The following is a 7,950-nucleotide window of genomic DNA, read 5'->3' on the forward strand; positions in this document are numbered from 1 at the left end:
CGGCGCGCGGTCGTTGCGGGACGGGCCCGCGGAGTGCTCACTGTGCACGGAATCGAGCATAGGGGCTGGCCGCCGAACGCCGCCGAGCCCCGCCGGTAAGACCCCCGGACATCCCCCTGACCGGCCCGGATCGGCGACACGTGGGCCTGACGTGGGGCGTATGCGACCCGCGGGTGCCCGCGGTGCGGTACCGTCCACTCCCGTGAGCCCTGTACGTCGCTGTTCGCGGACTGCATGCGGTCGCCCTGCGGTCGCGACGCTGACGTACGTCTACGCGGACTCCACGGCGGTCCTCGGACCCCTCGCGACCTACGCGGAACCGCACTGCTACGACCTGTGCGCCGAGCACTCCGAGCGCCTGACCGCTCCGCGCGGCTGGGAGGTCGTACGCCTGGCCCCGGACCCCGCCGCCGGCAAGCCCACCACGGACGACCTCGAAGCGCTGGCCAACGCCGTGCGCGAGGCCGCCCGCCCGCCGCAGCAGCAACAGCCCACCGTGCCCGAGCCCGCCGACCGCGGCGGCCACTCCGACGCCGGCCGCCGCGGCCACCTGCGCGTACTCCGCTCACCCGACTCCTGACCCGAACCGCGCCGCAGCGCCCCCGAACACCGAACGGCGCCGTCCGAGGCAGGACCGCACAGTCCGGGCTCCCGCCGCCGCACCCTCTTCGGCCCGCTTCACCCTTCCCTCCCCTCGTCGCCCCCCTCTCGTCCGCTGCGTCCCCGCACCCCGGGACGGACCCGATCCGACTCCCGTCCGGCGGTTCCGCCGCACAACGTTCCTCCGATGGTGACGGCCGGTCAGATTCGGCTGCGGGGTGCGCGGCGATAGGGTTTCCCAGGACCCCACGCCACACCGGGGACCGAGCCGAACCAGGACAAGCGGACAACGAAGCGGAGCCCCGGTGCGCGACCTCTCCCAGATCGTGAAGGCGTACGACGTGCGGGGCGTGGTCCCCGACCAGTGGGACGCGGACACCGCCCGCGCCCTCGGCGCCGCGTTCGTCAGGGTCACCGGCGCCACGGCGATCGTCGTCGGCCGCGACATGCGCCCCAGCTCACCCGGCCTGTCGCGGGCGTTCGCGGAGGGTGCCGCCGACCAGGGCGCCGACGTCACCGAGATCGGCCTCGCGTCCACCGACGAGCTGTACTACGCCAGCGGCAGCCTCGACCTGCCCGGCGCGATGTTCACCGCGAGCCACAACCCCGCGCAGTACAACGGCATCAAGATGTGCCGCGCCGGCGCCTCGCCGATCGGCCAGGACACCGGGCTCGCGGAGATCCGCGCGCTGGTGGAGGAGGGCGTCCCCGGGTTCGACGGCAAGCAGGGCACCATCACGCAGCAGGACGTCCTGCCGGGCTACGCCGCCTACCTGCGCTCCCTCGTGGACCTCGGCGCGATCCGCCCGCTCAAGGTCGTCGTCGACGCCGGCAACGGCATGGGCGGCCACACCGTCCCGGCGGTCCTCAAGGGCCTGCCGCTCGACGTCGTCCCGATGTACTTCGAGCTGGACGGCACCTTCCCGAACCACGAGGCCAACCCGCTCGACCCGAAGAACCTGGTCGACCTCCAGGCGAAGGTCCGCGAGACCGGCGCCGACATCGGCCTCGCCTTCGACGGTGACGCCGACCGCTGCTTCGTCGTGGACGAGAAGGGCGACCCCGTCTCGCCGTCCGCGATCACCGCCCTCGTCGCGGTCCGCGAGCTGGAGAAGCACCCCGGCGCCACGGTCATCCACAACCTCATCACCTCCTCGGCGGTCCCCGAGATCGTGCGTGAGCACGGCGGCACGCCGGTGTGCACACGCGTCGGTCACTCGTTCATCAAGCAGGAGATGGCGGTGACGGACGCCGTCTTCGGCGGCGAGCACTCCGCGCACTACTACTTCCGCGACTTCTGGCGCGCCGACACCGGCATGCTCGCCGCGATGCACGTCCTCGCGGCCCTCGGCGGCCAGGACGGCACGCTGTCCGCGCTCGTCGCCGACTACGACCGCTACGTCCAGTCCGGCGAGATCAACAGCGAAGTCGCCGACCAGGCCGCGGCCGCCGAGAAGGTGCGCGCCGCCTACGCCGGGCAGCCCGGCATCGTCGTCGACGACATGGACGGCATGACCATCGGCGGCGACGACTGGTGGTTCAACCTGCGTCCGTCCAACACCGAGCCGCTGCTGCGCCTGAACGTCGAGGCCAAGGACGCGACCACCATGGCCGCGCTGCGCGACGCGGTCCTCGCGCTGATCCGCGGATGACCGGCGGCCCGGCCGGTTCCGGCCGCGTATCGGATCATGGAACCTGTCAGTAGGGTGTCTCGTTGACCGTTCGGTCGCGGTGCCGTCCCGGCCCGCCGGACCTCCGCCCAGCCGTCCCCGTGGGAGTGAAAGCCTTGAAGCCCGACAACCCGCTCCTGACGGTCTTCGCGTGCCCGGTGTGCCATGCCCCGCTGCGTCCCGACATCCGTGTGGCCGAGCTGGTCTGCTCGTCGGACACCTGCGGCCTGGCCTACCCGGTCCGCGACGACATCCCCGTGCTGCTCGCCGACGAGGCGCGCCGCCCCGGCGGCTCCGGCAACGGCTCGGCATGATCCCCGTCGACGAGGCCCTGCTCGACGACGCCGAGGGACTCGGCCGCGCCGACACGGGGCAGTCGCTCCTCACCCTCGCGGGTGCCGGAGCCCAGGTACGCCGCGCCTCGTGGGCGGTCGCCGAGTCCGGCCTGCGCGCCGGCTCCGGCGACCGGCCGCGCACCATCGCGGTCGCCGTCCCGCCGAACTGCGGGCCGGCGGTCGCCGCGCTTACCGCGCTGACCGGCTCCACCGCGGCGGTCCCCGTCGTGGCGGTCACCGGCGGCATACTGCCGGGCTGGCTCGGCCCGCTCGACCTGCTGGTCCTCGGCGGCCCCACCGGCCGCGAGGCCGACCTCCTCGCGCTCGCCGAGCAGGCGTACCGGCGCGGCTGCGGGGTCGCCGCGGTCGCCCCCGAGGGCTCCGCGCTGGACGCCGCCGCCGAGCAGTCCCGCGGGCTGCGCCTGCGCGTCTTCGCCCCGGCGGTGGGCGGCCCCGACAAGGTCGCCGCCCGGGACGCGTTCTGGCCGCTGCTGAGCGGGCTGCTTGCACTGTGCCAGTCGTACGGCGTCGGGACGTACGGCCCCGGCGAGGCGTTCGACGCGCTCGCCGACCGGCTCGACGCGGTCGGGCTGCGCTGCCGCCCGACGGCCGAGACGTACGAGAACCCCGCGAAGTCCCTCGCCCTCGACCTCGCCGGGACCATCCCGGTCGTGTGGGGCACCGGCCCCGTCGCCGGGGTCGCCGCGGCCCGCCTCGCCGCGGCCCTGACCTCGGTCGCCGGGCTGCCCGCGCTGTCCGGCACGCTGCCCGAGGCCGCCGCCGGGTCCGGCAGCCTCTTCGACGGCTCGCTCGGCCGCGCGTCGGGCGATTCCGACGATTTCTTCCGTGACCGGGTCGAGGAGCCCGAGCCGATGCGGCTGCGCCCGGTGCTGCTCGTCGACGACGACACCGCCCCGGTCCGCCGCCAGGTCGACGCCGTCCGCCGGGTCGCGGTGGACCTCGGCCTGCCGTTCAACGAGATCGCCGCCGAGGGCCCGAACGCCCTCGCCCGGTTCGGCGGGTTCGTCGCCCTCGGCGACTTCGCCGCCACCTACCTCGCGCTCACGACCGGGCACGACACCGGCTCCGAGGGCTGCTTCGACGCGTTCGCGCCGGGGGACGGGGACGGGACCCGATAGCGATGGACCGCCTCGTCAACCGGGTCCGGAACTCCACGTGGGGTTCCACAACCGCGATCCCCGCCCTGCTCGGCGTGCCGCCGACCGGCGAACCGCAGGCGGAGCTGTGGATGGGCGCCCACCCCGGCGACCCGTCCCGGGTGGACCGCCGCGACGGACTCGGCGCCCGCTCGCTCGCCGACGTCATCGCCGCCGACCCCGCGCGCGAATTGGGCGCGGTGACCGCGGAACGCTTCGGTCCGAGGCTGCCGTTCCTGCTCAAGGTGCTGGCCGCGGAGGCGCCGCTGTCGCTCCAGGTGCACCCCAACCCGGCGCAGGCCGCGGCGGGATTTGCGGAGGAACAGGCGCGCGGTGTACCGCTGGACGCCCCGTTCCGCAACTACTGCGACGCCAGCCACAAGCCCGAACTCGCCTGCGCTCTCAGCGACTTGGAAGCCCTGTGCGGCTTCCGCGAGGTGCCCGAGACGGTCAAGCTGCTGGACCTGCTGGCCGTTCCCGAGCTCCAACCGTGCATCGACGCGCTGCGCAAGGAGTCGGAGGCCGAGGGGCTGCGCATAGCCACGACGTACGCCCTGACGCTGCCGGACAACCGCCGCGCCATCGTCGTGGGCGAAGTCGCCGCCGCCTGCCTGCGGGTGGCCGAGACCCCGGGGCCGTTCGCCGCGGCCTGCGCCGCGGTCGCCGACCTCGCGCGCCGCCACCCGGCCGACCCCGGCGTGGTCGCCGCCCTGCTGCTCAACCACGTGCGGCTGACCGAGGGCCAGGCCGTGTACTTCGCGGCGGGCCTGCCGCACTCGTACCTGCGCGGCGTTTTCGTGGAGATCCTCGCGAACTCCGACAACGTGCTGCGCTGCGGGCTCACCGACAAGCACATCGACATCGCCGAGCTGCTGCGCGTGCTGGAGTTCCGCGCCGGGCCGGTGGACGTCCTCGACCCCATCGAGGGGGAGGACGGCGAGCAGGTCTACCCGACGCCGGTCCCGGACTTCCGCCTGTCGCGTTACGAACTCGGCGGCGGCGCCCGGCACACGCTGCGTTCCGCGGCCCCGCAGATCCTGCTGTGCACCGACGGCGCCGCGGTGGTCGCGGACGCGAACGGCGGCGAACTCGAACTGCTGCGAGGGCAGTCCGTGTACGTCCCGGCCGACGACCCGGACCTGCTGCTCGGCGGCGTCGGCACGGTCTTCCGCGCCACGGTGCCCGGCCAGGGCTGAGCCGCGGTCTCCCCGACACGAGTTGCCGATATCCGCCGTGGGCGCGCTCGCGGTGACAGAATGACCGCCGCAGAACGGCAAAGCGCGCGCCAAGCGCGTTCAAAGGACCAGGGCACGGCATCGGCGGATCTGACCTAGGGCGGTAGTTGCATGAGTGCGGGTGGCGGTACAAAAGCCGTAGTCGCGGCGTTGTTCGCGAACCTCGGCATTGCGGTCGCGAAGTTCGTGGCCTTCGCGTTCACCCGCTCGTCGTCGATGCTCGCGGAGGGCGTGCACTCCCTGGCCGACTCCGGCAACCAGGTCCTGCTGCTGGTCGGCGGCAAGCGCGCGCAGCGCGAGGCGACCCCCGAGCACCCGTTCGGCTTCGGACGCGAGCGCTACATCTACGGGTTCCTCGTCTCGATCGTGCTGTTCTCGGTCGGCGGCATGTTCGCCATCTACGAGGGCTACGAGAAGATCGCCCACCCGCACGAGTTGAAGAGCTGGTACTGGGCGGTCGGCGTCCTGGTGTTCGCGATCATCCTGGAGACGTTCTCGTTCCGCACCGCGATCCACGAGTCCAACGTGGTGCGCGGCAAGCTCACCTGGGTGCAGTTCGTCCGCCGCGCCAAGTCGCCCGAGCTGCCCATCGTGCTGCTCGAAGACCTCGGTGCCCTCGTCGGCCTGTTCCTCGCGCTGTTCGGCGTCGGCCTCACCGTCATCACCGACGAGCCGGTCTGGGACGGCATCGGCACGCTGTGCATCGGCGTGCTGCTCGTCCTCATCGCGATCGTCCTCGCGCTGGAGACCCGCAGCCTGCTCCTCGGCGAGGCAGCCGACCTCGACACCATCCGCGCCATCGAGAAGGCCATGGTCGACGGCGAGGACGTCGAGCGCATCATCCACATGCGCACGCTGCACCTCGGCCCCGAGGAACTGCTCGTCGCCGCCAAGATCGCGGTCAACGCCGGGGACTCCGCGGGCGAGGTCGCGGCCGCGATCGACGGCGCCGAGGAGCGAATTCGCGCCGCGGTGCCCATCGCCCGCGTCATCTACCTGGAGCCGGACATCTACCACGCGCCCGAGCCGGCCGCCTGAAAGTGCTAACGTCGTCGGCGGAAAGGCGCACACAGTCGCTGCGGACGGCGGTCAGAACCGTTCCGCCCCGGCACCGGCCCGGGCGTACGGCATGAGGGCAGAGGGCTCCCGACTGGATCGCGTCGGAGTACGGCGGGTGCGGCTGCGCCTGCCCGGCGCCCGACGCATCCCCCGGACCCCGTACCGACTCTCATCTGAGGAACGCCCCATGGCTTTCACCGACTTCAAGGTCGCCGACCTCTCCCTCGCGCCGTTCGGCCGCAAGGAGATCCAGCTCGCCGAGCACGAGATGCCCGGCCTGATGTCGATCCGCAAGGAGTACGCGGCGGCCCAGCCCCTCGCAGGCGCCCGCGTCATGGGCTCGCTGCACATGACCGTGCAGACCGCCGTGCTCATCGAGACCCTGGTCGCCCTCGGCGCCGAGGTCCGCTGGGTCTCCTGCAACATCTTCTCCACCCAGGACCACGCCGCCGCGGCCGTCGCCGTCGGCCCGAACGGCACGGTCGACGACCCCCAGGGTGTCCCGGTGTTCGCCTGGAAGGGCGAGACGCTGGAGGAGTACTGGTGGTGCACCGAGCAGGCGCTCAACTGGCCGGGCCACGAGGGGCCGAACATGATCCTCGACGACGGCGGCGACGCCACGCTGCTGGTGCACAAGGGCGTCGAGTTCGAGAAGGCCGGCGCCGTGCCCGCGACCACCGCCGACGACTCGGAGGAGTACGCGGTCATCCTCGACGTGCTGCGCCGCAACCTCGCGGAGAACCCCGGCAAGTGGACCGCGATGGCCCCGCACATCAAGGGCGTCACCGAGGAGACCACCACCGGCGTCCACCGCCTGTACGAGATGTTCGCGGCCGGCTCGCTGCTCTTCCCGGCGATCAACGTCAACGACTCGGTCACCAAGTCGAAGTTCGACAACAAGTACGGCTGCCGTCACTCGCTGATCGACGGCATCAACCGCGCCACCGACGTCCTGATCGGCGGCAAGGTCGCGGTCGTCTGCGGCTACGGCGACGTCGGCAAGGGCTGCGCCGAGTCGTTGCGCGGCCAGGGCGCGCGCGTCGTCGTCACCGAGATCGACCCCATCTGCGCGCTCCAGGCCGCGATGGACGGCTACCAGGTCGCCACGCTGGACGACGTCGTCGAGACCGCCGACATCTTCATCACCACGACCGGCAACAAGGACATCATCCTCGCCTCGCACATGGCGAAGATGAAGCACCAGGCCATCGTGGGCAACATCGGCCACTTCGACAACGAGATCGACATGGCGGGGCTGGCGAAGACCCCGGGCATCGTGAAGGACGAGGTCAAGCCGCAGGTCCACACCTGGACGTACCCGGACGGCAAGGTCCTCATCGTGCTGTCGGAGGGCCGCCTGCTCAACCTGGGCAACGCGACCGGGCACCCGAGCTTCGTGATGTCCAACAGCTTCGCGAACCAGACGATCGCGCAGATCGAGCTGTTCACGAAGACGTCGGAGTACCCGGTGGGCGTGTACGTGCTGCCGAAGCACCTCGACGAGAAGGTGGCGCGCCTGCACCTGGACGCGCTCGGGGTGAAGCTGACCACGCTGACCGAGCAGCAGGCCGCGTACATCGGGGTTCCGGTGGAGGGGCCGTACAAGTCGGAGCACTACCGCTACTGACCGTGGCCCGCCCGGGTGGGCCGGGCCGACGAGCCTCGGGCCGCCAATCTCGGGCCGAGGCCCGGATCGGCAGCCTCGGGCCGGCAGTTTCGGGCCGACGAGCCTCGGGCGGGGACCGGCGGTCTCGGACCGACGGTTTGGATTGACGGCTTGGGTTGACGGGCGTCGGGTCGGCGGGTGCCGTCGTGCCCCGACGGCGCGCTACCCGGGGCACGCAGTCGAGTGAGTGGATCTGGAGAGAGTGGGCGTGTCCTCGCCGAGGACACG

7 protein-coding genes are annotated in these 7,950 nt (G+C 72.3%); all 7 read left to right on the plus strand.

All coding sequences use genetic code 11. The features are described from left to right. Positions 1 to 160: 160 nt before the first annotated feature. The 7 genes from ACRX5S_RS35275 to ahcY all read left to right on the plus strand — a co-directional run bounded on the left by ACRX5S_RS35275 (position 161) and on the right by ahcY (position 7,683). Positions 161 to 580 carry a DUF3499 domain-containing protein gene (locus ACRX5S_RS35275; RefSeq protein WP_436777297.1) on the plus strand — a complete coding sequence of 140 codons (420 nt, stop codon included), beginning with the start codon at positions 161 to 163 and terminating at the stop codon, positions 578 to 580. A gap of 325 nt (positions 581 to 905) precedes the next feature. Further along, complete coding sequence (locus ACRX5S_RS35280; protein ID WP_436777298.1) at positions 906 to 2,252, plus strand: phosphomannomutase/phosphoglucomutase; 1,347 nt, start codon at positions 906 to 908, stop codon at positions 2,250 to 2,252. Between the two features lie 134 nt (positions 2,253 to 2,386). Beyond that, positions 2,387 to 2,584 (plus strand): Trm112 family protein, encoded by a 198-nt coding sequence (locus ACRX5S_RS35285; protein ID WP_436777299.1) that lies wholly within the window; start codon positions 2,387 to 2,389, stop codon positions 2,582 to 2,584. Beyond that, positions 2,581 to 3,744: an SIS domain-containing protein gene (locus ACRX5S_RS35290; RefSeq protein WP_436777300.1), complete on the plus strand. Its 1,164-nt coding sequence runs from the start codon at positions 2,581 to 2,583 to the stop codon at positions 3,742 to 3,744. Before ACRX5S_RS35285 ends, ACRX5S_RS35290 begins: the two co-directional genes overlap by 4 nt. 2 nt (positions 3,745 to 3,746) lie before the next feature. Next, positions 3,747 to 4,958 carry a mannose-6-phosphate isomerase, class I gene (gene manA, locus ACRX5S_RS35295; protein ID WP_436777301.1) on the plus strand — a complete coding sequence of 404 codons (1,212 nt, stop codon included), beginning with the start codon at positions 3,747 to 3,749 and terminating at the stop codon, positions 4,956 to 4,958. 150 nt (positions 4,959 to 5,108) lie between these two features. Beyond that, the gene (locus ACRX5S_RS35300; protein WP_436777302.1) at positions 5,109 to 6,035 is read left to right on the plus strand and encodes a cation diffusion facilitator family transporter; all 927 of its coding nucleotides are present in this window, start codon (positions 5,109 to 5,111) and stop codon (positions 6,033 to 6,035) included. Positions 6,036 to 6,243: 208 nt separating this feature from the next. After that, positions 6,244 to 7,683 (plus strand): adenosylhomocysteinase, encoded by a 1,440-nt coding sequence (gene ahcY, locus ACRX5S_RS35305; RefSeq protein ID WP_436777303.1) that lies wholly within the window; start codon positions 6,244 to 6,246, stop codon positions 7,681 to 7,683. Positions 7,684 to 7,950 lie beyond the last annotated feature (267 nt).

The sequence above is a fragment of the Yinghuangia sp. YIM S09857 genome, from assembly GCF_051388915.1.
Taxonomy (GTDB): Bacteria; Actinomycetota; Actinomycetes; order Streptomycetales; family Streptomycetaceae; genus Yinghuangia.